Consider the following 25,505-nt stretch of genomic DNA (forward strand, 5'->3'; position numbering starts at 1 on the left):
ATCTTCACAGCCAACGGTGTCCTGATGCGTGTTCCGCTGCTGCTGTCTTCGCTGTTGCTTGCCACTGTCGCCCAGGCGCAGACCCCGCCGCCACCGGCAACGCCGGCCCCGGCGCCCGCCCGGCCCGCACCTGCTGCCGCGCCTACGCCTACGCCTGCGCCAAGCGCGCGCCCGGCACTTACCCCGGCGCAGCAGGCGCAGGCGCACAAGCAGGATGCGGAGATGACCGCTGCGGCCGTGCAGGTGGCGCAGCTGGTGGACGCCAACCGCGCCGCCGAAGCGTGGCAGGGCGCGTCGGCCGTGGCCAGGAAGTCGGTTACCGAACAGGCCTTCGTCAACCAGCTCGGTGCCGATCGCAAACGCCTGGGCGCGCTGGCCGCGCGTGGCCAGCCGGTGGTCACCCGGGTCAAGTACGCCGCTGGTGCGACCGTGCCGGAAGGGCTGTACATCAACGTCAGTTTCCCCACCCGTTTCGCCAACAGCGCCCAGCCGGTGCGCGAGCTGGTGTCCTTCCGCCTCGACGAAGACCGGGTCTGGCGCCTGGCCGGTTACAGCGTGCGCGCGGCCGCGCCGTGATTTTCCCGTTCCCTTTGCTGCAAGGAGCGTGACATGAGTATCGAGATCCAGATGCTGGCGTGGTCGATGGTGCTGGGCGTGGTGCATCTGTTCGCCGCCTCCACCGCGGTCACCCGCGAACGCGGACTGCACTGGAATGCTTCCGCGCGTGATGGCCAGAATCCGCCGGTACGGCCACTCACCGGGCGCCTGCAACGGGCCCAGGCCAATTTCATGGAGACCTTTCCGTTTTTTGCCGCCGCGGTGCTGGCGGTGGTGCTGACCCAGCGCCAGGATGGGCTGACCGCGCTGGCCGCCCAGCTGTATTTCTGGGCGCGGGTGATCTACCTGCCGCTGTACGCGGCCGGGGTGCCGTACGTCCGCAGCCTGGTCTGGCTGGCGTCGCTGATCGGTATCGTGCTGTTGGTGTGGTCGCTGCTCCACTAGCGGCGGTGAACCGATGCCGACGCGCCTGATCCAGATCAAGGCGGCGCGCATGCGGACACGGGTAAGCTGGCGGTGACTTGCAACCGCAGGACCTGACATGTCGGATGGAAACCCTCAGGCGCAGTGCGCCACGGAACAGGCGGTGGATGTAGTGGTGGTGGGAGCCGGGCCGGCCGGGCTGTGTTTTGCGCGCTCGCTGGCGGGCAGCGGCCTCAGCGTCACCCTGGTTGAGCAGCAACCGCGCGCCGCGCTGGCCGAGGCCGCCTACGATGGCCGCGAAATTGCGTTGACCCATGCATCACGGCAGATCCTGGCGTCGTTGGGCATCTGGTCGCGCCTGGACCCGGCCGAGATTTCGCCGTTGCGCGATGCCAAGGTGATGGATGGCGGCTCGCCGTTCGCGCTGACCTTCGCCGCTACCCAGCGCGATGGCGGCGACCTGGGGTGGCTGGTGCCCAATCACCTGATCCGGCGTGCCGCCTGGGACAGCGTGCAGGACCAGCCGGGGGTGCAGGTGCTGGATCAGTCGCAGGTGGCCGCGATCAGCCCAGGGCCCGCGCGCAGCACGGTGACCCTGGCCGATGGCCGGCGGCTGGCCGCACGCCTGGTGGTGGCGGCCGACAGCCGTTTCTCCAGTACCCGGCGCCTGCTCGGGATCGGTGCGCGCCTGCGTGACTTCGGCAAATCGATGCTGGTATGCCGGATGCAGATCGAGGTGCCGCACCGGCACACCGCGTGGGAATGGTTCGGCTACGGGCGCACGATGGCGCTGTTGCCGCTCAACGGTGACCAGGCCTCGGCGGTGATCACCCTGCCACCGCGCCGGATCGAGGCGTTGATGGCCCTGGACGAGGCAACCTTCGGCCAGCATATCGGTACGCTGTTTGAGCACCGGTTGGGCGCGATGTGGCCGCTGGCCAAACCGATCGCCTATCCGCTGGTGGGGGTGTACGCCGATGCCTTCGTGGGGCAGCGCTGCGCCTTGATCGGGGATGCCGCCGTGGGCATGCACCCGGTGACCGCGCACGGCTTCAACCTGGGCCTGCAGAGCCAGCATCGGCTGGCCAGCGTGCTGCGCAAGGCCGCCGCGCAGGGGCGCGACATCGCCGCCCCGGCCGGCCTGGCGGCCTATGAGCGTGGCCATCGGCGGGCCTCGCGTCCGCTGTATGAAGCCACCAACGCGATTGCCGCGCTGTACACCGATGACCGGCTGCCGGCGCGGGTGCTGCGCCGGGCCGGCCTGCGGCTGGCGCAGGGGGTGGCCCCGTTCCGCCAGTTGATCGCCGCCCACCTGACCCAGCGCGGCGACGCGCGGGTCTGAGCCGGCTCAGGGCGCGTCGGTATCGGCCAGTACGTTGATGGTGGTGTCGCCGAACTGCACCACCTGGCCCCCGCGGATCTTGCAGGCCTTGCGCAGTTCCACCTCGCCGTCGACCCGCACCTGGCCGTCGCCGATCACGGTCTTGGCTTCACCTCCACTGGTGACCAGGTCAGCCAGCTTGAGCAGCTGCTTCAGTTCGACGTAGTCGTTGTCAAGTTCGAATTCGAGGGTCTGCATGGCACTATCAACTGGAAATGGTGGCCATTGTCGTGGATACTGTGCGCGGCCGATAGCCTGCCCGAACGCTGATGGAAGAGTGCACATGGTCCTCATCCGGTCAGGGCTAGCCTGTTCCTGAACGGAAAGTGCGCGTCAGGCGCGACAGGACGCCGCGCAAGGCGCACAATAGACACCATTTTTAGCACGCCTGCATTCGCGGCGGTGCCCCCGGAGTTACCCAATGTCCCAAGAATCCCCCGCGCCGCTGCTGTTCGCAGATCTCGGCCTGTCCGACGCTGTGATGCAGGCCGTCGCCACCGTTGGCTACGAATCGCCTTCGCCGATCCAGGCCGCCACCATCCCGGCGATGCTGGAAGGCCGTGACGTGCTGGGCCAGGCCCAGACCGGTACCGGCAAGACCGCCGCGTTCGCGCTGCCGGTGCTGTCCAAGCTCGATTTCAACCAGACCAAGCCGCAGGTGCTGGTGCTGGCGCCGACCCGCGAACTGGCCATCCAGGTCGCCGAGGCGTTCCAGACCTATTCCTCCGGCATCCCCGGTTTCCGCGTGCTGCCGGTCTACGGCGGCCAGCCCTACGGCGTGCAGCTGGCCGCACTTCGCCGTGGCGTACACGTGGTGGTGGGTACCCCGGGCCGGGTCATCGACCATCTCAACCGCGGCACCCTGGACCTGTCCGAGCTGAAGACGCTGGTCCTGGACGAAGCCGATGAAATGCTGCGCATGGGCTTCATCGACGACGTCGAAGCGGTGCTCAAGAAGCTGCCGGAAACCCGCCAGGTGGCCCTGTTCTCGGCCACCATGCCGTCGCAGATCCGCCGCATCGCGCAGACCTACCTGCAGAACCCGGCCGAAGTCACCATCGCGACCAAGACCACCACCTCGGCCAACATCCGCCAGCGTTACTGGTGGGTGAGCGGCATGCACAAGCTCGACGCGCTGACCCGCATCCTGGAAGTGGAACCGTTCGACGCGATGATCGTCTTCTCGCGGACCAAGGCGGCGACCGAGGAACTGGCCGCGAAGCTGCAGGCACGCGGCCTGGCCGCTGCCGCCATCAACGGCGACATGCAGCAGGCCCAGCGCGAGCGCACCATCGCCCAGCTCAAGGAAGGCAAGCTGGACATCCTGGTAGCCACCGACGTGGCTGCGCGCGGCCTGGACGTTGAACGCATCAGCCACGTGCTGAACTACGACATCCCCTACGACACCGAAAGCTACGTGCACCGCATCGGTCGTACCGGCCGTGCCGGCCGTACCGGTGATGCGATCCTGTTCGCCACCCCGCGCGAAAAGGGCATGCTGCGCGCGATCGAGCGCGCCACCCGCCAGCCGATCGAAGAAATGCAGCTGCCGAGCGTGGATGCGGTCAACGATACCCGCGTGACCAAGTTCATGAGCCGCATCAGCGATGTGCTCGATGCCGGTGGCACCGAGTTCTACCGCGACCTGCTGCAGCGCCTGGAAACCGAAAAGAACGTGCCGGCGATCGACATCGCCGCGGCGCTGGCCAAGCTGCTGCAGGGGGACTCGCCGTTCCTGCTGACCGCGCCGGTGCGGGGCGCGCGTGAAGAACGTGCACCGAGCCCGCGCAACGACCGTAACGATCGTGGTGACCGCGGCGAGCGTCCGGCCCGCTTCGAGCCGCGTTTTGAGCGTGGCCCGCGTCGTGAAGACGACCGTGGCCCGCGTCCGCCGCGCCCGGAAGGCGATTTCGGCAACGACAGTGGCGCTGAACGGGCGCCGCGCCGTGACATCGCTCCGCGCGGTGCCGCCGAGCAGGGCATGGAAACCTTCCGTATCGAAGTGGGCCATGTGCACGGCGTCAAGCCGGGCAACATCGTCGGCGCGATCGCCAATGAAGCAGGGCTGGAAAGCCGCTTCATCGGCCGCATCGACATCCACGACGACTTCTCGGTGCTGGACCTGCCGGCGGAAATGCCGCAGGACCTGCTGACCCACCTGAAGAAGGTGTGGGTGTCCGGCCAGCAGCTTCAGATGCGCAAGGTCGAGCCGGGTGAAGACCTGACCCCGTCGGCGCGTCCGCCGTTCAAGCCGAAGTTCGGCCAGGGCAAGCCGGGCGGCCCGGGTGGCCATCGCGGTGGTCCGGGCGGCAACGACCGTCCGCCGCGTCGCGACGGCTTCAAGCCGCGCGGTCCGCGCAACGGCTGACGCCACATCGCTCCACGATGATCCAGACAACGCCAGCCTTCGGGCTGGCGTTGTCGTTTCAGCGCCGGCTTTCGCACGGCGTCAACATTGCCCACTCTAGCCTGAGCGTCGGCTACATCGGACTTGACACCCAATCCACGGTTCCGGGGGGATCCGCGATGCTGGCAACTGGCAGGGACGTTGGTGCGACGGCGGTTCCGTATCCCACGCGGGGGCTGACCCTGCGCTTTGTATTGCTGACCGGCATGGCCATCGGCCTGGTGGGCATTTCCGCGCTGATCCAGGAACTGCAGGCGGCCTCGACTGCCTGGATCGTCGGCCAGAGTCATTGGTCGCGCAGCCAGCAGCAGGCCACCTTTGCGCTCAGCCGCTACATTCATCATGGTCGCCCGCGCGACCTGGCCGAAGCGCGGCAGGCGCTGGCCGTGCCCTTGGGCGACCTGGACGCACGTCGCGCGCTGGAACAGCCCGATGCCGATCTCGAGCGTGCACGACGCGGATTCCTGGCCGGCGGCAACGCACGCAGCGACATCAACCGGTTGATCGTGTCGTTCCGCTACCTGGGCCATCTGGGGTATTTCAAGGAGGCCGTGCGGCTGTGGCGGCAGACCGATGGACCGCTGCTGCAACTGACCGGCCTGGTCGGTGCGGCGCAGGCGCTGCATTCGCGCAGCGAGGTGGAACCGCTGACCCAGGCGCTGCTGCTGGACCAGGTGCAGGCACTGGACCGGGACATGCAGGCACGCGCCCTGGCGTTCTCGATGTCGCTGCAGCACACCGCCTCGGTCGTACGCATGACCACGCTGGTGGTGGGCGGCTTGTCGGTGTTGTTGATCACCGTGATGGCGGTGATGCTGTCGCGACGCGTGCGCCGCGACCTGCTGGAGCAGGAAAGCCGGTTCCGCGCCGCGTTCTACCAGGCCACCGTGGGCATGCTCAAGCTCGACCACGCAGGCGGGATCATCGAAGCCAACCAGGCCCTGGCCGATATCCTCGACCACCGCCGCGAGGCGCTGCTCGGACTGCATCTGCAGGACCTGCTGGAGGAGGGCGAACTGGTGCTGGACGACGCCGGCCGGATTGACTGGTCGCGCCAGCTGCGCCCGGCCGAACTGCGCTTCCGGCGCGCCGATGGCGGGTTGCTCTGGGGGCGCTGGAGCGGCACGGTGGTGCGCACGCCGGGCCGCGAGCCGGCTGTGTTTGCGATTGTGGAGGACGTCTCGCAGAACCACGCGCTGGCCCGCGAGGTCGAACACCACGCCAGCCATGATCCGCTCACCGGGCTGGTCAACCGCCGCGAGATCGAGCGGCTGCTCGAGCAGGCGTTGCTGGAGGTGCGCGCGCACGGCGGCGTGCACAGCCTGTGCTACATCGACCTGGATTACTTCAAGCTGGTCAACGATGCCAAGGGCCATGCGGTGGGCGACCAGATGCTGCGCACCTTTGCCGATTACCTGGTCGGGGCGGTACGCGATGGCGATTGGGTCGGACGCATGGGCGGGGACGAGTTCGCCCTGTTCCTGGCCAACGCCGGGCAGGACGACGCCAAGCAGGTACTGCAACGGATCATCCGCACGCTCGGCCAGGCCAGTTCCCAGTACGGTGACGGCAGCCTGCGGATGAGCTGCAGCATCGGCGTGGTCGAGGTGACGGCCGAGGCCGCCGACGTCAACTGGTTGATGAGCGCGGCCGACAGCGCCTGCTATGCGGCCAAGGAGGCCGGGCGCAATCGCGTGCACTGCTTCAACGAAAGCCGTCTGGCCCTGGATGAGCGCCGGCTGGAGGCCGACCGGCTGGCGCGGGTGTCCAGTGCGATCGCCGAGAACCGCATGCTGCTGTATGCACAGCGGATCGAGCGGGTCGGCGATCCGGCGTTCCTGCATTACGAAGTGCTGGTGCGCATGCGCAGCCCCGACGGCCTGCTGCAGGGGCCGGGTGACTTCATGCCGGCGGTGGAGCGCTATGGCATGGGCATGGCCTTGGACCGGCACGTGCTCGGCCTGCTGTTCCGCCACCTGCAGGTATGCCCGGCGCATGTACAGCGGCTGGGCCTGTGCAACGTCAACGTGTCGGCCCAGTCGATTGCCGAGCCCAGCTTCCTGGCCTTTGTCTGCGACCTGCTCGAGCGCAACCGTGGCGTGGCGCGCAAGCTGTGCTTCGAGGTGACCGAAACCGCGGCGATCAGCAGCCTGGCCCAGGCCCGCAGCTTCATCGAAGCGGTCAAGGCGCGCGGCTGCCGGGTGGCGCTGGATGACTTCGGTTCGGGCCTGTCCTCGTTCGGCTACCTGCGCCAGCTGCCGGCGGACATGCTCAAGATCGATGGTGTGTTCGTCCGCGACATGGACATCGACCCGGTCAGCCGGGCCGCGGTGCGCGCGATCACCGAAATCGGCCGCGAGCTGCACATGACCGTGATCGCCGAATGGGTGGAGTCGGACGAGGTGGCCGCGCAGCTGCAGGTACTCGGCGTGGATGGCCTGCAGGGGTATGCGATCGAACGCCCGATGCCTCTGGAACGGCTGACCCAGCCGACTCTGTGGGCCACGCGCGCGGGCACCGCCGCAGAGGGCCGTCCGGGTCCGCCATGAGGTCCGGTACCCGATTGCCGGCGGCCCGACGGCGGTCCGACCTTGCTGCGGCGTGAAAACGGCAGGATCTTGCGATAATCCCGGCCAAGGGTGGTACGCGGTGTGCGTATCGGCGGAACCGATGGGCGGACAGGATGTGAGGGACGGGGTCGGCAGATGCAATGAAGCAAGGGTAGTGCGTGTGCTGCTGGCGTGGCTGTTGCTGTGCTTGCCCGGCCTGGTGCTCGCCCACGGCGTGCCCGGCGCATCGCCGAAGGTGGGCACCGATGTGCTGCTGCTGGGGGCCGCGACGGCCGAGCAGGCACCGCAACGGGCCTGCGCCGCCGACGTGCTGGCGCGGCACCAGCAGGTCCTGGCGATACCGGCGCCGGCTGCGGGCTGGTCGGGAAAACCACAGGCGGTGGACGTGTTCGGCGTGCTCTCCGGCGAAGTCCGGATCAGCCATGGCGATCGCCAGATCTGCGGCAGCATGCATGACGCCCGCACGCGTGATTCGCGCTTCCGCGCCGGGGTCGGGATGGTGGTGGTACCGCAGGCAGGCGAACACGAGCCGATCGTGGTGTCCTGGGCGACCCCGCTCAAGCCGCGCTGGATCCCCACGGTGCAGCTGGGCGCGCCCAGCCCGGTGCAGCAGAACGACACCGCGCGTCTGCTGGTGCGGGCGGCCTGCATTGCCGTGGCGATCGCGCTGTGCCTGTCCGCGCTGATGGGGTATGTGACTGCCAAGGACCGTTCGTTCCTGGTGTACGTCGTGATCTGCGTGTTGTTCGTGTTGTGGCAGGCCGTGCTGGGCGGGCTCAGCGGATATCCCGAGCCGTGGTTGCCGGTCCACGACCGCGCCTCCTGGTGGCTGGTGGCGCTGGGCGCGTTCACCCACGGCGTGCTGCTGCCGGTGTTGTGGCGGCTCAACGGTGGCGACCGTCTGTGGCCGCGTTCGCGCGGGGCGCAGCATGCGGTGCTGTGGGCCTCGGTGGGGGTCGGTCTGTGCGTGCCCTGGATGGGGCTGGCGGCGCTGGCGTGGTGGGCTGGCACCCTGGAGTTCCTGTTCGTGCTGGGCTGCCTGTTGTGCCTGGGGGTCGGGGTGTGGGCCGTGCTGCAGCGCGATCGTTATGCATTGGCCGGGCTCAGTGCGCTGGTCCCGTGCTGGGTGATGATCAGCGCCGATGCGCTGCATGCGCAATGGCTGGTGGCCTACCGGATCGAGTGCCTGCAGCTGGCCGCGACCTGGTTCCTGATGATGGCCGCCTACGCGCTCAACCTGCGCCTGGGCCGGTTGCGCCGGCAGCGCGATGAAATGCGCCAGCTGGCCGACACCGATGCGCTGACCGGGCTGCCCAACCGCCGCGCCGGCCTGCGCCTGCTTGCCCAGTACCTGGCGCGTGCGCGCCAGGACGAGCAGCCGCTGGCGATCGGGTTCCTGGACATCGACCTGTTCAAGGACATCAACGACCAGTTCGGCCATGACGTGGGGGACCAGGTGCTGGTGGCCGTGGCACGTGGCCTGCGCGGCTCGGTGCGCAACCACGACGATGTGATCCGCATGGGCGGCGAGGAGTTCCTGGTGCTGCTGCCCGGGGCCAGCCGTGCCGGCGCCGTGGCACGGCTGGAAAGCGTGCGCCAGCAGGTGCAGGCGGTGACCCAGGTGCTGGCCATCCCCGGCCTGGGCGTGTCGGCCAGCATCGGCCTGGCGGTGCTGCGTGGCGACGGCGACGACCTGGCCTCGCTGCTGCGCCGGGCCGACCACGCCATGTACCGCGCCAAGCGCGCCGGCCGCAACCAGGTCTATGACGCCGAGCGCAGCGCACCGGCGGACGCCCCGCGGGCGGTGTGAACGATGGCGGCCCTGCGCGACCCGGGTTTGCCGGATAATAGGCCGATGACAATCCGACTCAACAAGCACATCGCCGACACCGGCTTCTGTTCCCGTCGCGAAGCCGACCGCCTGATCGGCGAGCGCCGCGTTACCGTCAACGGCAAAGCGGCCGGTACCGGCGCGGTGGTCGGCGAGGGCGACGTGGTCCTGGTCGACGGCCAGCCGCTGCGCGCCCGTGAAGCGAAGAAGGCCGGCGGCCGCAAGCATGTCTACATCGCGCTGAACAAGCCGGTGGGCATCACCTGCACCACCGAAAGCACGGTCAAGGGCAACATCGTCGACTTTGTCGGCCACGAGCAGCGCATCTTTCCGATCGGACGCCTGGACAAGGATTCCGAAGGCCTGATCCTGATGACCAGCAACGGCAACATCGTCAACCAGATCCTGCGCGCCGAAAACGGCCACCAGAAGGAGTACATGGTGGCGGTGAACAAGGCGGTCACCGACGAGTTCCTGCGCGGCATGGCCCGTGGCGTGCGCATCCGCAATGAAACCACGCTGCCATGCCGGACCAGCCGCCTGGCAAAATTCGGCTTCCGGGTCATCCTCACCCAGGGCCTGAACCGGCAGATCCGCCTGATGGCTGCCGCGTTCGACTACCGGGTCACCCAGCTGCGCCGCGTGCGCATCGACAACATCAAGATCGGTGCGCTCAAGCCCGGCCAGTGGCGCAACCTTACCGACGCCGAGCTCAAGGGCCTGCTGCCACAGCAGCAGGAGTGGTGACGCCCGGCCTCACGCGGTGATGGGGCGCCCCTGACGATGGGCTGGCGGACAGGCATCGACGGTTGATCGATGCCTGCCGCTCAATCGACGATGTTGCGTGCTTCGGCGGTGGCCAGGATTTCCGGATGCTGCACCTTGCGACGGCGATTGAGCAGGGGGTGCAGGAACACCGCGCCGAGGATGATCGCCACGCCCGCATAGAAGGTCGGGGTGAGTTCGCGCTGTTCGTTGAGCAGCACCATCGCCAGCAGGATGGCGTAGACCGGTTCGAGGTTGGTTACCAGCTGCGAGGTGTAGGCGCTGATGTGCCGCAGCGCGACCAGTGCCAGCGCGAACGGCAACAACGTGCACAACCCGGACAGGGCCAGCAGCAGCAGGCCGTCGCGCAGGTCGGGCAGCACCCACAGCGGGCTGGCCAACGGCGGCAGCAGGAACGGCAGCGCCGGCGCCAGCAGGGTCAGGGTCAGGGTGCCGGCGCCCAGTTCCAGCGCGGTCACCGTCAGTGGGTCGGCGTGGCTGACCAGGCGCTTGTTGAGCGAGCCGAATGCCGCCACCAGCAGCGCCGACAGCGCACCGATCAACACGCCCAGGCGCATGCCATCGGGCACGCCGCCCACCACCAGCCCCACGCCCGGCAGCACCGCCAGGCCGAACGCCAGTTCGCGCATCTGGAACGGCCGCTTGGCCACCCACGGCTCGATCACCGCGGTGAATACCGGCGCCAGCGCGATGCACGTCGCTGCGACCGAGGCGTTGGCCAGCTTCACCGCGCCATAGAAGGTGAGCCAATGCAGCGCAACCAGCGCGCCGATGCCGCAATAGCCGGCAAACAAGCCTGGCGACAATTGCCGCAGCCCGCGCCATACCCGCGGCACCAGCGCCAGCATCGCCACCACCAGCAGCATCCGCCACCACACCAGCGGCAACGCGGGCAGGGTGATCAGCTTGCCGAGGATGGCGGTGATTCCCCACAACAGGACACAGAAGTGGATCTGCAACAGGGCTTTGCGCGTATCGGTCATCGGCATAGTGTGCGGCAAGCCGGTCGCTACGGCGATACATGCACGCCAGCGTCGAACACCCGTGGCATCCTGCGCCGATGGATACCCGCCCGAGCGATGGCACCGCCCGCCCACCGATCCCCTCCACGCGCGCCCGCGCCTGGGCAGCCCTGACCGCACTCACTGCCGTGGCTGCGGTGGCGCTGCAGTACGCCTTGCTGCTGCAGGCGGTGGGTGCAACGACCGGTACCGGCCAGGCGATCCTGCGGCTGCTGGGCTATTTCACCATCCTCAGCAACATCGGCGTGGCCGCGGTCTGCCTGGCCCGGCTGCGCGGCCGCCACGACGGCATGGCCGCGCCCGGCCCGAGTGCCGCCATTGCGCTGTACATCGGCATCACCGGGCTGGTGTATGTGTTGGTGCTGCGCCCGTTGTGGCATCCGCAAGGGTGGCAATGGTGGGCGGACAGCGGCCTGCACTACGCCGTGCCGGTGCTGTACCTGGCCGGTTGGTGGTGGGGGCCGCATGGTTTCCTGCGCGGGCGCCAGCTGGGCCTGGCGCTGCTGTTCCCGGCGCTGTACCTGGGCTGGGCGCTGCTGGTAGGCCGTTGGAGCGGGCAGTACCCGTATCCGTTCCTGGATCTGGACGCACTGGGTGCGCTTGCGGTGGCGCGCAACGTACTGGGGGTCGGGCTGGTGTTCGTGGCGTTCGGGGCGTTGTTGTGGCGGCTGGATCAACGGCTGCATCGTTGGCGGCTACCGCGGTAGATCCACGCCGTGCGTGGGTGCGCAGGGGATCAATCTACCCGGCGCCCAGCCGCCGCAACTGCTCGCGCAAGGCCATCGCCGCCGCCGGATTGCGCTGCTTGGCCGCGCCGATGAACAGCACATAGACATCGCGCGCAGGCGTGGGCGCGGCATCGGAGAGGACATGCGGCAGGTCCGGGTTGTCCTCGCCGCGGGCCCAGCGCATCGCCCGCAGGCACCACTGTTCCAGCGCACGCTCGGGATAACCGGCGCGCAGGTTGGGGCGCGCCTGCATCAGCCGTGCATAGACGAAGTCGGCGGTGGGGTCGGCGAAGCTGGGGTGCTCGTTTGAACCGCTGAACACCAGCGCCGCATTGCGCGCCCGTGCCACCGCGACCAGCTCGGCGGTCCACGCGGCCGGATTGCGCACTTCCAGCGCGTGCTGCAGGGTGCGCCCGCCGGCCTCACGCGGCAGCCGCTGCAGGAACGCATCGAACTCCACTGCGCCGGCCGGGTGGGTCTGGCCGAACTGCCAGACCAGCGGTCCGAGCCGATCCTGCAAGGTGGCGATGCCATCAACGAATGCATCCACCCGCGCGCCGACCGTGCCCAGGTCGTGGACCTGGGTGATGGTGCGCGGTGCCTTGGCCGAAAAGCGAAAGCCGGGCGGGGTCTGCTCGCGCCATTGCGCGTACACCGCCGGCTTCTGCGCGCGGTAGAAGGTGCTGTTGATCTCGATGCAGCCCAGCACGCCGCTGGCATGCGCCAGTTCCTCGCGCTGCACCAGCCCGGCCGGATAGAACGTGCCGCCGCGCCAGGCGGGAAACACCCAGCCGCCGATGCCGGTGCGGATCGTACCGGGGGCCGTGCTCATGCGTCCGCGGCGTGCGCGCGCCACGGATCGTAGCTGCCGAACCACCACAGATGGCCTTCCAGATCGCGGCAGGCGTAACCACGGCCGCCATGGACCTGGTCGGCGATATCGATCACCAGCTCGGCACCGGCGGCCACCGCGCGCGCGTAATGCGCATCCGGATCGGCCACGATCACGCAGGCGCTCTGGGTCTGGCGGCCGCCTACTTCATCGGGCTGCACGCTGTGGCGGCCCCACTCGCTGCCGTTGTCCACCGACCCCAACATGATCATGCCGTTGCCGAAGACCAGCTGTGCGTGGTGGACGATATCGCCCTCGGCATACACCGCCTGCGCCGCGAAGCCGAACGCGCGCTGCAGCCAGTCGATGGCGGCGCGTGCGTCGCGGTAGCGCAGGCACGGAATGACGGTGGACACGGTGTCGGCGGGGGCGGTCATGCGGGTCTCCCAGAGGGGCTGCTTCTGGCACAGGCGAGCCTGCCGGGGGCCGCGTTACCATCGTGCGAAACCGGCGCCCGGCAGCCCCCTGCCGATCTCAACGCCCCCACGACATGCACTTGGAGACACTGTTTGAACAGATCCTGGATCGGAGGTTTCGTGCTGCTGGCATGTGCGCCCCTGGCGTCGGCGTCGGTGCCGACGGAACTGCAGCGGCTCGACGCCACCGTCGAGCGCGTACGCAGCCAGTTCGAGGTCCCCGGCATCGCCGTGGCCGTGGTCAAGGACGGCCAGGTGGTGTTCGAGCGCGGCTACGGGGTACGCGAGCTGGGCAAGCCGGCTCCGGTGCAGGCCGATACCCTGTTTGCGATCGCGTCCAACACCAAGGCCTTCACCGCCACCTCGCTGAACCTGCTGGCCGAACAGGGCAAGCTGAAGATGGATGACCGGGTGATCGACCATCTGCCCGGCTTCCGTATGTCCGACCCGTACGTCACTGGTGAAATGCGCATCCGCGACCTGCTTTCCCACCGCAGCGGGCTCAGCCTGGGTGCGGGCGACCTGCTGTTCTGGCCCACCACGTCCTACAGCAACAAGGACGTGGTGCAGCGGCTGGCCAAGGTGCCGCTCAAGGCCGGGTTCCGCGATCGCTACGCCTACGACAACATCCTGTACGCGGTGGCCCAGCAGGTCATCGAACAGGTGTCCGGGCAGTCCTATGCGCAGTTCCTGCAGCAGCACATCTTCACCCCGGTCGGCATGGCCGGTACCCGCTACAACGCCGACCAGCTCCAGCCCGGCGACAGCGCCGCGGTCGGCCATGCCAAGTACGATTTCAGCCAGCTGCGCACCGTGGCACCGCTGACCTGGTCCAACAACGCCGGTGCCGGGGGCATCTACTCCAGCGTGCACGACATGGCGCGCTGGATGAACGTGCAGCTGGCCCAGGGCACGCTGGAGAACGGCACCGCGCTGTTCAGTGCCAAAAGCCAGCAGGGCATGTGGCAGATGATCACCCCACAGACGGTGCCCGAACCGAGCGTGCCGCAGCTGGCCGCGGCGCGACCGAACTTCGCCGGTTATGGCGAAGGCTGGAGCCTGAGCGATTACCGTGGCAGCAAACTGGTCTGGCACACCGGCGGCTGGCCGGGCATGGTCTCGCGGGTCACCCTGGTGCCCGAGCAGAAGCTGGGCATCGTGGTGCTGACCAACCAGGAAGTGGGCGCGGCCTTCAACGCGATCACCATGGAGGTGCTGGACGCCTATCTGAAGGCACCGCCGACCGACTGGGTGGCCGCCTATGCCGCCGCGGTGGCCAAGGCCCAGGACAAGGCCGACGAGGGCTGGGCGAAGCACCAGGCCGCGCGCGATCGCCACTCGACGCCGTCGCTGCCGCTGGCCGGTTATGCCGGCGGGTATCGCGATGCGTGGTATGGCGATGTGGTCGTCGCGCGCGAAGGCGGCAAACTGCGCCTGCGTTTCGGCAAGACCGCGCAGCTGGTGGGGACGATGGAACACTGGCAGCACGACACCTTCATCGTGCGCTGGGATGACCGCTCGCTCAACGCCGATGCGTTCGTCAATTTCAGCCTGGATCCGGATGGCAAGGTGCGTGAGGTGCGTATGCAGGCAATCTCGTCGTTGACCGATTTCAGCTTCGATTTCCAGGACCTGCTGCTGGTCCCGATCGTGGCCGAGGCGAAGGGCTGAACCGTGTGCGCGGTGTGAGCTGCAGGTAACGGCAGGAAGCAGGCCACGGTGGGATAATCGCGGCCTGTGTTTGCTTGGGAGTAATGGAATGTTCCGCTGGTTCGAGTCGCTGATTCCGGTGTTCCCGCCGATCGACGCGCGCATGCCGCCGCGCACGGTGGTGCCGTTCTACATCCACTACCTGCGCCCGGTATGGCCGGTGCTGCTGGCGACGTTGGTCGCCGGGTTGCTGCTGGCCCTGGTGGAAGTGGCGATGTTCGACTTCCTCGCGCGCATCGTGGACATGGTCGCCGAGCAGCCCGGCGCGGATTTCTTCCAGCGCCATGCCGATGACCTGTTGTGGATGGTCATCATCACCGTGGTGGCGCGGCCGATCCTGGTCGGCCTGCACAACCTGCTGGTCAACCAGGCCATCGTGCCCGGGCTGAGCAACCGCTCGCGCTGGCTGATGCACAACTACGTGGTCCGGCAGAGTCTGTCGTTCTTCCACAACGATTTTGCCGGCAGCATGGCCAACCGGGTGATGCAGACCGGCACCTCGTTGCGTGAATCGGCGGTACAGATGGTCGATTCGCTCTGGTACATCGTGGTCTACACCGGTACCGCGCTGTACCTGTTCGCGCAGGCCGACTGGCGGCTGATGATTCCGCTGATGCTGTGGATGGCCGCCTATGCGGGCATCATGTGGTACTTCGTGCCGCGGGCGAAGGAGCGCGCCTGGATCGCCTCCGAAGCGCGCTCCAAGGCGATGGGCCGCATCGTCGATGGCTACACCAACATTCCCACGCTCAAGCTTTTCGCCCACGGTGGCCGCGAGCAGGCGTACGTGGCCGAGGCGATCGAGGAACTGGCGGTCAAGCACCGTCGCCAGACCCGGGTGACCACCGGCATGGACCTGACCATCGCCATCGTCAACGGCTTCCTGATCGCCGGCACCTGCGGGCTGGCGTTGTGGCTGTGGAATGGCGGGCACATCACCGTGGGCGCGATCACCCTGGCGACCGGGCTGGTGATCCGCATCCACAACATGTCCGGCTGGATCATGTGGACCATCAACGGCATCTTCGAGGACATCGGGACGGTGCAGGATGGCATCACCACGATCGCCCAGCCGTTGACGGTGCAGGACCGCGCCGACGCGGTGCCGTTGCAGGTACATGCCGGCGAAGTGCGCCTGGATCACATCCATTTCCACTACGGCAAGCGTGGCGGGGTGATCGCCGGGCTCGACCTGGCGGTGAAGCCGGGTGAAAAAATCGGTCTGGTCGGGCCGTCCGGCGCGGGCAAGTCGACGCTGGTCAACGTGCTGCTGCGGTTGTACGACCTGGAAAGCGGGCAGATCCGCATCGACGGGCAGGACATCGCGGCGGTGACGCAGGAGAGCCTGCGCCGGCAGATTGGTGTGGTCACCCAGGACACCTCGCTGTTGCACCGTTCCATCCGCGACAACCTGTTGTACGGTCGGCCGGATGCGACGGACGCCGAACTGCAGGCGGCGGTGGCCAAGGCGCGCGCGGCGGGGTTCATCGATACCCTGCGCGATGCTGAAGGCCGCCAGGGTTACGATGCCCATGTAGGCGAACGCGGGGTGAAGCTGTCCGGCGGCCAGCGCCAGCGCATTGCCATTGCGCGGGTGTTGCTGAAGGACGCGCCGATCCTGGTATTGGACGAGGCAACCTCGGCGTTGGATTCGGAGGTGGAAGCGGCCATCCAGGACAATCTGGATGAGCTGATGGCGGGCAAGACCGTCATCGCCATCGCGCACCGCCTGTCCACCATCGCGCGCATGGACCGGCTGGTGGTGATGGACCAGGGCCGGATCGTGGAAACCGGTACGCACGCCGAGCTGATTGCAGCCGGCGGGTTGTATGCGCGCCTGTGGGCCCGGCAGACCGGTGGGTTCGTGGCCGCCGACGCGTAGAGCCGACCGTTGGTGGGCTGCATCTGTTTTTGCTTTTGCCGTTGCCGTTGAGGTCCAGGGCAGCCGACCAACGGTCGGCTCTACGGGGTTGGCGTGGCGCGGTGATGGACGTGGTAGGCCTTCAGGTTGAACTTCGCCGCCTGCTTGTCCTGCGCGGCCTTGTGGGTATCGACGTGTTCCTGAGCCCCTGAGCCTGCAAGGTGATCACTGACCATGAGCGGCTCCACCCACCGGCAGACGGTTGTCTGAAGAGGGCGGAAGCTGCACCTGTCTAGTGGCATCATTCCGCTTCCAGTGTTGTCAGATTCCGACAGCGCTACTTCCGGCCTGAAAATGGATTTCGTAAATGAAGAAACAGTTGATTGCGCTTCGTGGTACTAGCAATTCGGGAAAGAGTTCGGCGCTTCTTGCGCTGTACAGGCTGCTGGCGGCTGATCCTGCCACCAGGATCATTGCGTTCGAAGCCATTGGTTACAAGCTCGACTTCAGTGCCATCGTCCAGATCAACGGTTGCAAGGTGGGTATATTCAATCGCGGGGATGTTTCCGAAACTGTGGATGGGCTGATTGACGAACTGGTACAGGCCAGCTGCAGGGTGATCGTATGCGCTGCCCGTTCAAAGGGCGACGTTGGCGATGTGCTTGCCTCGTACGAGCGCAAGTATCAGCTACAGGAAGTACCCAAGAAGACGGGTGGTGAGGATGAAGCCGGTTTCGCGCTGGTCAACCTTGGCGTGGCACACGATCTTGCCGCACGCGTTTATTCGTCGATCATGGCCTGAGCCCGGCGTTTCGATATCGGAATAGGCGCGCAAACAGAACAGCCCGGGTTTCCCCGGGCCGTTTGTGGTTGCACCTGGCACCGGGGCTGCCCGGCGACATCGCTTACTCGATCGGCTGGTCCAGCATCAGCTGGCGCGCGAAGCGCACCGGCGGGGCGCCGTAGGACAGCATCTGGTCGTGGTAGGCCTTCAGGTTGAACTTCGCCCCCTGCTTGTCCTGCACGGCCTTGCGCGTATCGAAGTGTTCCTGCGCGCCGACGAAGTAGGTCGGCAGCTGCGCCGAGGTGAGCTGGGCGCGGACCCACTTGCCCGAGGCTTCGCTTTCCTGCTGGAACGCATCGTGGGTCATCAGCTGCATGGCCTGCTCGCGCGTCCAGTTGTCCACGTGCACGCCCTGGTCGAGGATCGCGTTGGAGATGGTGCGCAGGTAGAACTTCAGCTGCACCAGGTGGAACAGCGGATCGTTGTCCAGGTAGCCCTGCTCCTGCATCATCCGCTCGGTGTAGACCGCCCAGCCCTCGGCGAACAGTCCCGAACGCAGCACCGCGCGCAGCGTGGAGGGGAACTTGCCCGAATGCCAGCCTTCCAGGTAGTGGCCCGGGGTGCCTTCGTGGATGCTCAACAGGTGGATCATGCGGCTGTTGTATTCGCGCAGGAACGAATCGACCTGCTTGTCGGTCCAGTCGTCGGGAATCGGCGAGACCGCGTAGAAGGTCTTCAGATTCTTGTCCAGCGGACCGGGCGAATCGCAGTAGGCCACCGCCACGCCACGCTGGAACTCGGGCATCAGGATGATGTCCACCGGCGAGTCGGGCAGGGTCATCAGGTCGTGCTTGCGCACGAACTCGGTGGACTGCGCCAGCGCGGCCTTGGCATCGTCGACCACCTTGTCGCGGGCCGGCTTGTCGGCGTAGGCCAGTTCCAGCGCGGCTTCGATGGCGGCCTGCTGCTGCTCGTCGCTCGGGTTGGCCGGCAGGGCCGGGGCACCGGGCTTGTCCTTGAGCACGGTCTGGGCGATGCCGTACATGTCCTGGCGCACGCGCTTGAGCTCGGCGCGTGCACGCTCACCGATCTCGGCGCGCGACAGCGAGGAATTCAGCGCGAACTTCAGCTTCTGGTCGTACAGCTCCGCGCCGATGCGGAAGTCGCCCTTGGCATTGGGCACCAGGGTCTTGTCCAGCCAGGTCTGCTGCTCGTCGACGGCCTTCTTGAGGCCCTCGATGGCCGCCTGCAGGCGCTTGCCGTCTTCGGCCGGCAGTTCGCCCACGTGCGGGGCGATGAAGGTATCGACGATGCTGAGGATGCCGCGGTTCTGCTTGGCCACGGTCTCGGCGTGGATCCTGGGCACGCGTGCCGGATCCAGGTTGGCACGGGCCTGGGCGAAGATCTGCGGCAGCTTCTCCATCCGCGCGGTGGCCGCCTTGAGCCGGTCAGGCAGCGGCGCGAACTCGCGGGCCATCAGCCCGTACAGGGCGCTGCCAGCCATGCCGTTGTAGATCTGCGGGTCCCACTTGGACGACTGCAGCACCTCGGCGTTCCAGATGTCCGACTGCAGCTGGTTGCGCAGGATTGCCGCGTCCACCTGGTTCTCGCGCGACAGCTTGCTGACGTCGATGCGGTCCAGGTCGGCGACCAGGCCCTTGTAGGCGGTGAGCATCTTCTGCTGGCCGGCAACGCTCAGGTCGTCGATCTCGCTGTCGTAGCGGTGGTCGCCGATCTGGGTGGCGCTGATCGGGGAAAGCTGCATCCAGCTGTCGAGGGCGCGCTTGGACAGGTCGGCGAAGGCCGCATCCACGGCGGCATCGGCGGCGGAGGCGGGCGCCTGGGTGCCGGCGGGGGCAGACGACGGGGCATCGGCCTGCTGGCAGCCGCCGAGGGCGGCGATCAGGGCGAGGGCGAGAAGATGCTGGCGCATCGGCGATCCTGTGCAGTTGGTCAATCCCCGAGCATAGGCCGATGTGCCCGGCCGCACCCGTGCCATTGGATTACCATGGCCGCATCCACCGGGAGGGCGTGCCATGCAGTACGAAGGGAGCTGTCATTGTGGCCGGATCGCGTTCGTGGTCGAGGCCGCCGAGCCGATCAACGAAGCGCTGGACTGCAACTGTTCGCTGTGCCGCCGCCGGGGCGGGTTGCTCTGGTTTGCGCCGCGCGCCGCGCTGACCCTGAGCACCGAGCCGGCCGAGGTCGCCACCTACCGCTTCAACAAACAGCACCTGGAGCACCACCACTGCCGCACCTGCGGCACTGCCCCGTTCAGCGAGGGCGTGGACCCGCGCAGCGGGCAGCCGATGGTGGCGGTGAACGTGCGTTGCCTGCCGGGCCTGGACCTGGATGGGCTCAAGATCAACCGATTCGATGGAGCAAGCATGTGATCAACAGGACGACCTGGCACCGCACCGGTGCCCTGGCAGGGATGCTGGTACTGGCACTGGCCGGTTGCGCCGCACAGAAGCACGGTGAACAAGGCGGTGCCTCTGCCGCCGGCGCGGTGGCTTCGCCGGAGGGGGCGATGCTGGCCTATGAGCATGACCTGGACATCGCGCTGGACGCGGCACAGATCGGTCCGCGGGTGAAGCAGATCGCCGACGCCTGCCAGTCGGCACGGTTCGGCGACTGCGCGGTGCTGCAGGTCGGCCAGCAGGGCGGGGAGTATCCCAGCGGTTCAATCAAGGTGCGGATCGCCCCGAAGGGCGTCGAACCGCTCATCGGTTTGGCCGGGCAGGGTGGGGAAGTGTCCTCGCGCAACACCCATGCCGAAGACCTGGCCCAGCAGGTGGCCGATACCGCACTGACCCGGGCACGCCTGCAAAAAGAGCACGAACGCCTGCTGGCCTACCAGGACAGCAAGGACATCAAGCTGGCCGACCTGCTCACCATCACCCAGCGCCTGTCGGAAATCGAAGCCGGCGTGGAACAGGCCACCAAGGAGGCTGCCCAGCAGCGTCGGCGCATCGATACGCAGCTGGTGACGATGCAGTTCCGCACGCCGTCCGGGCAGCGCAGCCGCAGCGACATCGGCCAGGCGCTCAGCGAGTCCGGCGCGATCCTCACCACCAGCGTGGCGTTCCTGATCCGCGCCGTGTCCGCCGTGCTGCCGTGGGCGGTGTTGGGCTGGGTGCTGGGCTGGTCCGGCCTGAAACTGTGGCGGCGGCGCAAGCGCCGGATCGCCGCGCAGAGCGGCTAGGCGATCGGGCGGTGCCGGCCGGGCCGGCACCGCCTGCGCGTCACCCTTCGTCGTGTTCGTACTCGACGAACACATCCAGTTCCAGCGCCAGTTCCTGCACGGCATCGCGCACGCGCTGGGCGGTGTAGGCATTGCCGACTTCCACCTCCAGCTCGTGGGTGCCCGGGCCGATGTCATCGGACAGGCCTGCCGAGCTGGAATCGTCATCGTCCATGTGCGGCATCAGGTCGTCGGTTTCTTCGATGTGCTCGATGCCGTCGATGCTTTGCAGCAGGTCGCTGATGGCACGCGCATCGTCTTCGGTGCCGGTGATTCGGAGTCGCAACAGGGCCATGGAATGCGCCTCGGGGGAAAGGAGCATCCAGCCTAGCCAGCGTGCGGATAAGGGCGGGTGATGATCCGGCGAGGGAGCGCGCGTTCGGCGCTACGCCTGCGGAACGTCGGCAGGGGGGCGCCCCAGCAGTTCATCCGGCAGCGCCGGGATCGGCGTGCGCTCGTCCTGCGCCTCGCGCTTGAGCCAGTCCATGAAGGCCAGCGCGGTGGGGCTGAGCGGGCGGTGTTCGGCATGCACCACGTAGTAGGCGTAGCGCGCCTTCAATGCGGGGCCGGGCAGGCGCACCAGTTCGTAGCGCTGCAGGTAGGGCTGGGCGATGTGCTTGCGCGCCAGCACCGCTCCGATGCCGTACACCGCCGCGCGCATCGCATCGGTGCTGTCACTGAAGGTGTGCAGCGAGGGCAGCTCCAGGGCGCGCACGCCAGCCGCACGGAACCAGTCGCGCCAGCCTTGCGGGGACATGTCGCTGATCAGCGGCAACGCTGCGATCTGCGCCGGTTCGCGCAGGACCGCCACCCCCGGCAACGCCGGCGAGGCCACCGGGCAGAGTTCGTCGTCCATCAGGTGGTGGGCGCGCAACCCCGGCCATTGGCCCAGGCCGTAGCGGATGCCCAGTTCCGGCCCGTTCTCGTCGAAACGCACCAGTTCGGTGCTGGTCTGCAGCTCGATGCGCAGTTGTGGATGGGCGTGGGTGAAGCGCGGCAGCCGGGGCACCAGCCAGCAATAGGACAGCGAGCGGATCGTGGTCACCCGTAACGGCACGATGTCCGCATGCGGGTGCAGGTTGCCGGCCACTGCATTGAGGTCGCTCAGCGCAGCGGCTGCTGCGTCGGCCAGCTGGCGCCCTTCGGCGGTCAATCGCACCCCGCGTGCATGGCGCTGGAACAGCACCGTGCCCAGCACGTCTTCCAGCTTGCGCACATGGTGGCTGACCGCGCTGGCGGTCAGGTGCAGTTCCTGGGCGGCATGGGCGAAGTTCTGGTGGCGCGCGGCAACCGCGAACACCCCCAGCGCAGGCAACAGGGCAGGGCGCAGAATCATGGTCGAGACCCAAACTAAATTTGTGGCTTGCCCGGATACTACGCGCTTGTCGGCCGTTGCCGGTAGGCGGAAGCTATCTCCCTGTCCCCCGGAGTCTGCTCATGATGTCGCCCGAAAACGCCTGTCAGCCGCGCATCTGCCTGTTGTCCGGGAGCCGGCCATGAGCGGCGTCCCGGTCGCCGGGGCGGTGGTCGAGCGCGATTGGCGCACGCCGTTGGAGTTGACCGTGCTCGGCGCGATCTGGGGCTGCTCGTTCCTGTTCATGCGCGTGGCCGTGCCGGCTTTCGGCCCCTATGCACTGGTGGAAGTACGCCTGCTGCTGGGCGCGTTGGTGCTGCTGCCGTTCCTGTGGCAGGCGCGCGCGCATTTCCCGGCCCGGCGCTGGCTGTGGCTGGCACCGATCGGCATCATCAACTCGGCCATTCCGTTCGTATTGTTTGCCTGGGCCGCGCAGCGCGCCCCGGCCGCGATCGGCGCGATCTGCAACGCGATGACGGTGCTGTTCGCCGCGCTGATCGCGTTCCTGTTCTTCGGCGAAAAGATCGGCATGCGCCGCGCCATCGCGCTGCTGGTCGGCTTCGCCGGCGTGGTGGTACTGGCCACGGCCAAGGTCTCCGGCCTGAGCATCGGCGCGGCGGTGGTGGCCGGCGCGCTGGCCGCGCTGCTGTACGGCCTGGGCGTGAACCTGGTGAAGCGGCACATGACCGGCCTGCCGCCGGCCGCCTCGGCCGGTGCCACCCTCGGTTGTGCGGCCATCGCGCTGTTGCCGATGGCGCTCACCCATTGGCCGACTACGCCGATTCCCACCCTGTCCTGGGCCTGCGCCATTGCCCTGGGCGTGGTCTGCACCGGCCTGGCGTTTCTGATGTTCTACCGCCTCATCGCCCGCATCGGCCCGGCCCGCGCCTCCACCGTGACCTACCTGGTGCCGATGTTCGGCGCGCTGTTTGCGTGGTTGTTCCTGGGGGAGGCAGTGACCTGGGCGATGGTGCTGGCCGGTGTGTTGATCCTGGGAAGCGTCGCCGCCTCGCAGAAGCGGTAGGCAGCGCGCTGCCCGCCGGCCCTTACCGCACCGGCACCGCGATGTTGCACAGATCGATATGCCCGGCCGGACGCTTGTAGAAATCATCCACGCGGTTGCGCCGCGCCTCCACCGTATCGGCGAAGGTCTTTGAATCGGTGCGCAGCACCTGCAGCGTCGGCCGCTGCGCCGCTGGCACATCGCTGGCGCGCTGGATCGAACGGATCGGCGTGCGCTGATCGGCCTGTGCATAGAAGCCCATCGGCGCCGGTCCGCGCGGCAACGCACTCAACAGCTCCATGCCCTGCAGCACCCGGCCCACCACGGTGATGTTGCGGTCCAGCTGGCGGGGTGACTGCCCGGTCACCACATACAACTCCGCCCCGATGCTGCTGTCTTCCTCGTTGCTGCGCCCGGCACCCAAAGTGCCATAGCAGTGCGCCAGCCAGGTCTTGCCATCCTTGCGGTCCTGGCCCACGGCGAAGCCATCGACGAACCCGGTCTGGTCGGCCCAGCCATCGCGATCGGGCAGCACGCTGACCTTCAAGCCCTTGCTGTCGTGCTGGAACTCGGCCGGCAGCGCACGCTTGGCCGAGCCCAGCGATTTGGCCTTGCCTGCCTCGTCGGCATCGGCGTCGCCGAACTGGGCCACGAAATTGTCCTGCACCCGGTAGATGCTTTCCCCGTCCCAGAAATGCTCGTGGGCCAGGGTCTGGATATTGGCCACGTGCTGCGGCGCGAAGGCCGGTGCCAACTCGATGGTGACCCGCCCGGTGTCCAGGGTCATGTACAGCACGTTGGCCGGGTCCGGCGTACGCCAATCGGTGGCCGGCGAGGCATCAAGGATCTGCTGCGGGCTACGGTAGGGCGTGGCGGCGGTGGCCACGACAGGCAGGGCGCAGGCCAGGGCAAGGGCGAGCAGGGCAGGATGACGTGGCGACATGGCGGACCCGATCAGGAATGTGCCCTGATTCTGCGTGAATGCAGCGCCCGACCGCCACCCATGCCCGCAGGCAGGGTGACTAACGACACATTCGCTATAGCGGACTTCACACTAGTGTTGACTTCAACGTAGTGGAGAACCGGTCATGGCCGACGACGACGCCTACTTGAAGAAGTTCCAGAAAGAGCTCAGCGCCGGCACGGTATCGCTGGCCCTGCTCGCGGTGCTGGCCAAGGCCGGCGAGCCGTTGTACGGCTACCTGATTGCCAAGGAGCTGGAGCGGGTGGGCGAGGGGGTGCTCAGTGGCAAGCAGAGCGCGCTGTACCCGGTGCTGCGCAACCTGGAAGGGGCCGGGTTGCTGGAGAGCCATGTCGAACCGTCGATGGCCGGCCCGCCACGGCGCTACTACCGCATCAATGAACGTGGCCGTGGGGTGCTGGAGCAGTGGATCCAGGCCTGGCGCGCCACCCGCGATTCCGTCGATTCCGTGTTGGAGGGGGTACTGCAATGAACGATCCGACTCTGGCAGGCAACAGCCTGCCCACCACCATCCCGCAGTACCTGGCACAGCTGCGTGCCGCCTTGCATGACGCCGACCCGGCGATGGTGCAGGACGCGCTGTACGACGCCGAAGAGTACCTGCGCTCGGAACTGGCCGCGCAGCCGGGCCGCAGCGAGGCCGAGGTGATCGCCGATGTCGCCGGCAGCTATGGCGCCCCGGAAGAAGTGGCCGAGATCTATCGCGAAACCGAGATCACCGTGAACCGCGCACTGCGGGTTCCCAGTGCGGGCGCGCGCCCGATCGCCCGCACGGTGCCGGTCGCGGTGGCCGCCGTCGGCGCAGCGGCCGCTGCCACCGCCAGCGCCAGCCCGCCGCCATCGGCCGCCGCGCCGCGTTCGCTGCTGGCGCGCTTCTTCGGCGTCGCGCTGGAGCCGCGCACCTATGGCGCGTTGTTCTACATGCTGCTGTCGCTGGCCACCGGCATCTTCTTCTTCACCTGGGTGGTGACCGGCCTGTCGCTGTCGCTGGGCCTGATGGTGCTGATCATCGGCATTCCGCTGACGGTGTTGTTCTTCGGATCGGTACGCGGGTTGTCGCTGCTGGAAGGGCGGTTGGTGGAAGCCCTGCTGGGCGAGCGCATGCCGCGCCGGCCGACCTATTCCGACCGCAGCCGCAGCTGGCTGCAGCGGATCGGCGACATGTTCACCGACGGCCGCACCTGGCTGACCCAGCTGTACTTCGTGCTGATGCTGCCGCTGGGCATCGTGTACTTCACGATCTTCACCACGCTGCTGTCGATCTCGCTGGCCTTCATCTGGTCGCCGATCGCCGCGCTGATGTTCGACAACAAGTACTGGGGCATCTGGATCGACGGCCAGCAGATGATGCCGATGTGGGTGACCCCGCTGCTGGCGATCGTGGGCGTGGTGCTGCTGTTTGCCACCCTGCACCTCGCACGCGGCATCGGCCGCCTGCACGGGATGATGGCCAAGCACCTGCTGGTGCGGTTGTAAGGGTGCGGCGGTGACGACCAACGGTCGTCACCCACCGGAGCGGCAAAGGTAGGTACCGACCGTTGGTCGGTACGCGT

25 protein-coding genes are annotated in these 25,505 nt (G+C 67.7%); 16 read left to right on the forward strand and 9 right to left on the reverse strand.

The window, feature by feature from the left end:
* Positions 1-21 precede the first annotated feature (21 nt).
* From AC3IR9_RS06355 to ubiM, 3 genes are all read left to right on the forward strand, one after another.
* Positions 22-576 carry a DUF4019 domain-containing protein gene (locus AC3IR9_RS06355; protein ID WP_489295731.1) on the forward strand — a complete coding sequence of 185 codons (555 nt, stop codon included), beginning with the start codon at positions 22-24 and terminating at the stop codon, positions 574-576.
* Positions 577-609: 33 nt separating this feature from the next.
* Positions 610-1,002 (forward strand): MAPEG family protein, encoded by a 393-nt coding sequence (locus AC3IR9_RS06360; protein WP_489294812.1) that lies wholly within the window; start codon positions 610-612, stop codon positions 1,000-1,002.
* Positions 1,003-1,099: 97 nt separating this feature from the next.
* Positions 1,100-2,323 carry a 5-demethoxyubiquinol-8 5-hydroxylase UbiM gene (gene ubiM / locus AC3IR9_RS06365; RefSeq protein ID WP_489294814.1) on the forward strand — a complete coding sequence of 408 codons (1,224 nt, stop codon included), beginning with the start codon at positions 1,100-1,102 and terminating at the stop codon, positions 2,321-2,323.
* A gap of 6 nt (positions 2,324-2,329) precedes the next feature.
* On the opposite strand, the gene AC3IR9_RS06370 is transcribed toward ubiM, so the two are convergent.
* Complete coding sequence (locus AC3IR9_RS06370) at positions 2,330-2,560, reverse strand: RNA-binding S4 domain-containing protein (RefSeq protein ID WP_489294816.1); 231 nt, start codon at positions 2,558-2,560, stop codon at positions 2,330-2,332.
* 223 nt (positions 2,561-2,783) lie between these two features.
* Here AC3IR9_RS06370 and AC3IR9_RS06375 point away from each other — a divergent pair, with 223 nt between their 5' ends.
* From AC3IR9_RS06375 to AC3IR9_RS06390, 4 genes are all read left to right on the forward strand, one after another.
* Positions 2,784-4,730, forward strand: coding sequence for a DEAD/DEAH box helicase (locus tag AC3IR9_RS06375; RefSeq protein WP_489294818.1), 1,947 nt, complete (start codon positions 2,784-2,786; stop codon positions 4,728-4,730).
* Positions 4,731-4,888: 158 nt separating this feature from the next.
* Positions 4,889-7,318, forward strand: coding sequence for a putative bifunctional diguanylate cyclase/phosphodiesterase (locus tag AC3IR9_RS06380; RefSeq protein ID WP_489294820.1), 2,430 nt, complete (start codon positions 4,889-4,891; stop codon positions 7,316-7,318).
* A gap of 121 nt (positions 7,319-7,439) precedes the next feature.
* Positions 7,440-9,149 carry a sensor domain-containing diguanylate cyclase gene (locus AC3IR9_RS06385; protein ID WP_489294822.1) on the forward strand — a complete coding sequence of 570 codons (1,710 nt, stop codon included), beginning with the start codon at positions 7,440-7,442 and terminating at the stop codon, positions 9,147-9,149.
* Between the two features lie 45 nt (positions 9,150-9,194).
* Positions 9,195-9,917, forward strand: a complete 723-nt coding sequence (locus tag AC3IR9_RS06390; protein ID WP_489294824.1) for a pseudouridine synthase — start codon at positions 9,195-9,197, stop codon at positions 9,915-9,917.
* Positions 9,918-9,997: 80 nt separating this feature from the next.
* Here AC3IR9_RS06390 and AC3IR9_RS06395 read toward each other — a convergent pair whose 3' ends face one another.
* Positions 9,998-10,945 (reverse strand): DMT family transporter, encoded by a 948-nt coding sequence (locus tag AC3IR9_RS06395; RefSeq protein WP_489295732.1) that lies wholly within the window; start codon positions 10,943-10,945, stop codon positions 9,998-10,000.
* A gap of 71 nt (positions 10,946-11,016) precedes the next feature.
* Here AC3IR9_RS06395 and AC3IR9_RS06400 point away from each other — a divergent pair, with 71 nt between their 5' ends.
* Positions 11,017-11,685, forward strand: a complete 669-nt coding sequence (locus tag AC3IR9_RS06400) for a Pr6Pr family membrane protein (RefSeq protein WP_489294826.1) — start codon at positions 11,017-11,019, stop codon at positions 11,683-11,685.
* Positions 11,686-11,719: 34 nt separating this feature from the next.
* Here AC3IR9_RS06400 and AC3IR9_RS06405 read toward each other — a convergent pair whose 3' ends face one another.
* On the reverse strand, positions 11,720-12,538 hold the full coding sequence (locus tag AC3IR9_RS06405; protein ID WP_489294828.1) for a DUF72 domain-containing protein: 819 nt from the start codon (positions 12,536-12,538) through the stop codon (positions 11,720-11,722).
* Positions 12,535-12,975: a VOC family protein gene (locus AC3IR9_RS06410; RefSeq protein ID WP_489294830.1), complete on the reverse strand. Its 441-nt coding sequence runs from the start codon at positions 12,973-12,975 to the stop codon at positions 12,535-12,537. Before AC3IR9_RS06410 ends, AC3IR9_RS06405 begins: the two co-directional genes overlap by 4 nt.
* A 132-nt stretch (positions 12,976-13,107) precedes the next feature.
* Between AC3IR9_RS06410 and AC3IR9_RS06415 the strand changes: the two genes are divergently transcribed.
* Together AC3IR9_RS06415 and smrA are read left to right on the forward strand one after the other, a co-directional pair.
* Positions 13,108-14,685 (forward strand): serine hydrolase, encoded by a 1,578-nt coding sequence (locus AC3IR9_RS06415; RefSeq protein ID WP_489294832.1) that lies wholly within the window; start codon positions 13,108-13,110, stop codon positions 14,683-14,685.
* An 88-nt stretch (positions 14,686-14,773) separates the two neighbouring features.
* Positions 14,774-16,606, forward strand: a complete 1,833-nt coding sequence (gene smrA / locus AC3IR9_RS06420; protein WP_489294834.1) for a multidrug efflux ABC transporter SmrA — start codon at positions 14,774-14,776, stop codon at positions 16,604-16,606.
* An 80-nt stretch (positions 16,607-16,686) separates the two neighbouring features.
* Here smrA and AC3IR9_RS06425 read toward each other — a convergent pair whose 3' ends face one another.
* Positions 16,687-16,821 (reverse strand): hypothetical protein, encoded by a 135-nt coding sequence (locus tag AC3IR9_RS06425; RefSeq protein WP_489294836.1) that lies wholly within the window; start codon positions 16,819-16,821, stop codon positions 16,687-16,689.
* 131 nt (positions 16,822-16,952) lie between these two features.
* Here AC3IR9_RS06425 and AC3IR9_RS06430 point away from each other — a divergent pair, with 131 nt between their 5' ends.
* Positions 16,953-17,387 (forward strand): hypothetical protein, encoded by a 435-nt coding sequence (locus AC3IR9_RS06430; protein WP_489294838.1) that lies wholly within the window; start codon positions 16,953-16,955, stop codon positions 17,385-17,387.
* A gap of 103 nt (positions 17,388-17,490) precedes the next feature.
* On the opposite strand, the gene AC3IR9_RS06435 is transcribed toward AC3IR9_RS06430, so the two are convergent.
* Complete coding sequence (locus AC3IR9_RS06435; RefSeq protein ID WP_489294840.1) at positions 17,491-19,302, reverse strand: DUF885 domain-containing protein; 1,812 nt, start codon at positions 19,300-19,302, stop codon at positions 17,491-17,493.
* Between the two features lie 103 nt (positions 19,303-19,405).
* On the opposite strand from AC3IR9_RS06435, the gene AC3IR9_RS06440 reads away from it, so the two are divergent.
* Together AC3IR9_RS06440 and AC3IR9_RS06445 are read left to right on the forward strand one after the other, a co-directional pair.
* A complete protein-coding gene (locus AC3IR9_RS06440) occupies positions 19,406-19,762 on the forward strand; it encodes a GFA family protein (RefSeq protein ID WP_489294842.1) in 357 nt (118 codons plus the stop codon).
* Between the two features lie 41 nt (positions 19,763-19,803).
* Positions 19,804-20,574, forward strand: coding sequence for a DUF4349 domain-containing protein (locus AC3IR9_RS06445; RefSeq protein ID WP_489295734.1), 771 nt, complete (start codon positions 19,804-19,806; stop codon positions 20,572-20,574).
* A gap of 40 nt (positions 20,575-20,614) precedes the next feature.
* Here AC3IR9_RS06445 and AC3IR9_RS06450 read toward each other — a convergent pair whose 3' ends face one another.
* Together AC3IR9_RS06450 and AC3IR9_RS06455 are read right to left on the reverse strand one after the other, a co-directional pair.
* Positions 20,615-20,908 (reverse strand): hypothetical protein, encoded by a 294-nt coding sequence (locus AC3IR9_RS06450; RefSeq protein ID WP_489295736.1) that lies wholly within the window; start codon positions 20,906-20,908, stop codon positions 20,615-20,617.
* Positions 20,909-20,998: 90 nt separating this feature from the next.
* Entirely contained in the window at positions 20,999-21,949 is a 951-nt protein-coding gene (locus AC3IR9_RS06455; RefSeq protein ID WP_489294844.1) for a LysR substrate-binding domain-containing protein, read from the reverse strand.
* A 160-nt stretch (positions 21,950-22,109) separates the two neighbouring features.
* Here AC3IR9_RS06455 and AC3IR9_RS06460 point away from each other — a divergent pair, with 160 nt between their 5' ends.
* Positions 22,110-22,991, forward strand: coding sequence for a DMT family transporter (locus tag AC3IR9_RS06460; RefSeq protein WP_489294846.1), 882 nt, complete (start codon positions 22,110-22,112; stop codon positions 22,989-22,991).
* A gap of 22 nt (positions 22,992-23,013) precedes the next feature.
* Here the strand turns inward: AC3IR9_RS06460 and AC3IR9_RS06465 are convergent, their stop codons facing one another.
* Positions 23,014-23,913 (reverse strand): peptidylprolyl isomerase, encoded by a 900-nt coding sequence (locus AC3IR9_RS06465; protein ID WP_489294848.1) that lies wholly within the window; start codon positions 23,911-23,913, stop codon positions 23,014-23,016.
* A 145-nt stretch (positions 23,914-24,058) separates the two neighbouring features.
* Here AC3IR9_RS06465 and AC3IR9_RS06470 point away from each other — a divergent pair, with 145 nt between their 5' ends.
* Both AC3IR9_RS06470 and AC3IR9_RS06475 read left to right on the forward strand, forming a co-directional pair.
* The gene (locus AC3IR9_RS06470) at positions 24,059-24,424 is read left to right on the forward strand and encodes a PadR family transcriptional regulator (protein ID WP_489294850.1); all 366 of its coding nucleotides are present in this window, start codon (positions 24,059-24,061) and stop codon (positions 24,422-24,424) included.
* Complete coding sequence (locus AC3IR9_RS06475; protein WP_489294852.1) at positions 24,421-25,428, forward strand: sensor domain-containing protein; 1,008 nt, start codon at positions 24,421-24,423, stop codon at positions 25,426-25,428. Before AC3IR9_RS06470 ends, AC3IR9_RS06475 begins: the two co-directional genes overlap by 4 nt.
* The last annotated feature ends 77 nt before the right edge of the window (positions 25,429-25,505 follow it).

This window comes from Stenotrophomonas sp. GL_101, from assembly GCF_057835675.1.

Excerpts from the sequence above, each read along its gene's own strand:
- AC3IR9_RS06360 (WP_489294812.1), top strand. The coding sequence starts at position 610 with ATGAGTATCGAGATCCAGATGCTGGCGTGGTCGATGGTGCTGGGCGTG.
- ubiM (WP_489294814.1), top strand. The coding sequence starts at position 1,100 with ATGTCGGATGGAAACCCTCAGGCGCAGTGCGCCACGGAACAGGCGGTG.
- AC3IR9_RS06370 (WP_489294816.1), bottom strand. The coding sequence starts at position 2,560 with ATGCAGACCCTCGAATTCGAACTTGACAACGACTACGTCGAACTGAAG.
- AC3IR9_RS06375 (WP_489294818.1), top strand. The coding sequence starts at position 2,784 with ATGTCCCAAGAATCCCCCGCGCCGCTGCTGTTCGCAGATCTCGGCCTG.
- AC3IR9_RS06380 (WP_489294820.1), top strand. The coding sequence starts at position 4,889 with ATGCTGGCAACTGGCAGGGACGTTGGTGCGACGGCGGTTCCGTATCCC.
- AC3IR9_RS06385 (WP_489294822.1), top strand. The coding sequence starts at position 7,440 with ATGGGCGGACAGGATGTGAGGGACGGGGTCGGCAGATGCAATGAAGCA.
- AC3IR9_RS06390 (WP_489294824.1), top strand. The coding sequence starts at position 9,195 with ATGACAATCCGACTCAACAAGCACATCGCCGACACCGGCTTCTGTTCC.
- AC3IR9_RS06395 (WP_489295732.1), bottom strand. The coding sequence starts at position 10,945 with ATGCCGATGACCGATACGCGCAAAGCCCTGTTGCAGATCCACTTCTGT.
- AC3IR9_RS06400 (WP_489294826.1), top strand. The coding sequence starts at position 11,017 with ATGGATACCCGCCCGAGCGATGGCACCGCCCGCCCACCGATCCCCTCC.
- AC3IR9_RS06405 (WP_489294828.1), bottom strand. The coding sequence starts at position 12,538 with ATGAGCACGGCCCCCGGTACGATCCGCACCGGCATCGGCGGCTGGGTG.
- AC3IR9_RS06410 (WP_489294830.1), bottom strand. The coding sequence starts at position 12,975 with ATGACCGCCCCCGCCGACACCGTGTCCACCGTCATTCCGTGCCTGCGC.
- smrA (WP_489294834.1), top strand. The coding sequence starts at position 14,774 with ATGTTCCGCTGGTTCGAGTCGCTGATTCCGGTGTTCCCGCCGATCGAC.
- AC3IR9_RS06425 (WP_489294836.1), bottom strand. The coding sequence starts at position 16,821 with ATGGTCAGTGATCACCTTGCAGGCTCAGGGGCTCAGGAACACGTCGAT.
- AC3IR9_RS06430 (WP_489294838.1), top strand. The coding sequence starts at position 16,953 with ATGAAGAAACAGTTGATTGCGCTTCGTGGTACTAGCAATTCGGGAAAG.
- AC3IR9_RS06435 (WP_489294840.1), bottom strand. The coding sequence starts at position 19,302 with ATGCGCCAGCATCTTCTCGCCCTCGCCCTGATCGCCGCCCTCGGCGGC.
- AC3IR9_RS06440 (WP_489294842.1), top strand. The coding sequence starts at position 19,406 with ATGCAGTACGAAGGGAGCTGTCATTGTGGCCGGATCGCGTTCGTGGTC.
- AC3IR9_RS06445 (WP_489295734.1), top strand. The coding sequence starts at position 19,804 with ATGCTGGTACTGGCACTGGCCGGTTGCGCCGCACAGAAGCACGGTGAA.
- AC3IR9_RS06450 (WP_489295736.1), bottom strand. The coding sequence starts at position 20,908 with ATGGCCCTGTTGCGACTCCGAATCACCGGCACCGAAGACGATGCGCGT.
- AC3IR9_RS06455 (WP_489294844.1), bottom strand. The coding sequence starts at position 21,949 with ATGATTCTGCGCCCTGCCCTGTTGCCTGCGCTGGGGGTGTTCGCGGTT.
- AC3IR9_RS06460 (WP_489294846.1), top strand. The coding sequence starts at position 22,110 with ATGAGCGGCGTCCCGGTCGCCGGGGCGGTGGTCGAGCGCGATTGGCGC.
- AC3IR9_RS06465 (WP_489294848.1), bottom strand. The coding sequence starts at position 23,913 with ATGTCGCCACGTCATCCTGCCCTGCTCGCCCTTGCCCTGGCCTGCGCC.
- AC3IR9_RS06470 (WP_489294850.1), top strand. The coding sequence starts at position 24,059 with ATGGCCGACGACGACGCCTACTTGAAGAAGTTCCAGAAAGAGCTCAGC.
- AC3IR9_RS06475 (WP_489294852.1), top strand. The coding sequence starts at position 24,421 with ATGAACGATCCGACTCTGGCAGGCAACAGCCTGCCCACCACCATCCCG.